This is a genomic window from Nocardia pneumoniae NBRC 100136 (genome assembly GCF_000308755.1).
Lineage (GTDB): Bacteria > Actinomycetota > Actinomycetes > Mycobacteriales > Mycobacteriaceae > Nocardia > Nocardia pneumoniae.
The window spans coordinates 1-1,296 of sequence record NZ_BAGF01000131.1 but is presented as its reverse complement, the minus strand read 5'-3'; the positions used below and the strand labels follow the sequence as shown (position 1 = coordinate 1,296).

Genomic DNA, 1,296 nt, shown 5'->3' with positions numbered 1-1,296 from the left:
GTGTCGGTGGTGGGCGAGCGCGTCGAGGAAGGTGTTCGCCGCCGCGTAATTGGCTTGTCCGGCATTGCCGATGACGCCCGCGATCGAGGAGTACAACACGAACATCGACAGATCCAGATGCCGCGTCGCCTGGTGCAGGTTCCACGCCGCGTCCACCTTCGGCCGCAGCACCTGCGCGATCCGCTCCGCCGTCATGTTCTCCAGAAGTGCGTCTGCCAGTACCCCGGCCGCATGCACGACACCGGTCAACGGATACTCCGGCGGGATCGCCGCCAGTACCGCGTCCACCGCGGCCCGGTCGGCCGCGTCACAGGCGACGACCTCTACGTGCGCGCCCAACGCGACGAGTTCGTCACGGAGTTCGCCCGCACCGGGGGTATCCGGGCCGCGTCTGCTGGCCAATATCAGTCTGCGGACGCCGTATTCGGTGATCAGATGCCGGGCTGCCAACGCACCCAATCCCCCGGTACCACCGGTGATCAACACCGTGCCCTCCGGCCGCAACGGCGTTGGCACGGTGAGCACGTTCTTCCCGATATGCCGGGCCTGACTCATCAACCGCAATGCCTCGGGCACATCCCGTATGTCCCATGCGGTGAGTGGAGACGCAGTGAGCACACCCGCGTCGAAGAGATCGACAATGCAGGTCAGAATCTCGTGGAGCCGGTCGGGTTCCACGTCCATGAGCATGAAACCGCGGTAGGTGACTCCGGGGTGTTCGGCGGCTACTTGTTCGGGGTCGCGGAGATCCAGCAGTCCCATCTCCACGAATCGTCCACCGGGTCTCAGCAACCGCAGCGAGGCGTCCACGAACTCGCCGGCCAGCGAATCCAGCACCACGTCCACACCAGCGCCGCCGGTCGCCGCGCGGAAGGTCTGCTCGAAGTCCAGCGACCGGGAATCACCGATCTGCTCATCACCGAAGCCCAACCCGCGCAACACATCCCACTTCGGGCGACTCGCGGTCACCAGCAACCGCAGGCCCAGCCAGCGGCCCAGCTGCACCGCGGCCATTCCCACCCCACCGGTGGCGGCGTGCACCAGCACCGTCTCCCCGGCTCGCGCTCCGGCTACGTCCACCAGTGCGTAGAACGCCGTGGCGAACACCGCGGGCACCGCCGCGGCCTGCGCGAACGACCATCCCGCCGGCATCGCCACCAGCAACCGGGAATCGGCCACCACCATCGACCCCACACCGGTCAGGAACCCGAAAACCCGATCACCCGGCACGAACTGCGACACACCCGCACCGACCTCCACCACCACACCCGCACCCTCCACACCCAACACAGCGTC

General features: G+C 67.2%; 1 protein-coding gene. It reads right to left on the bottom strand.

The genetic code is table 11. The annotated features are described in order from the left end of the window. Nucleotides 1–1,296 (bottom strand): MDR/SDR family oxidoreductase (locus ON34_RS28680; RefSeq protein WP_040785414.1); only part of this gene is annotated, 1,296 nt, incomplete at both ends.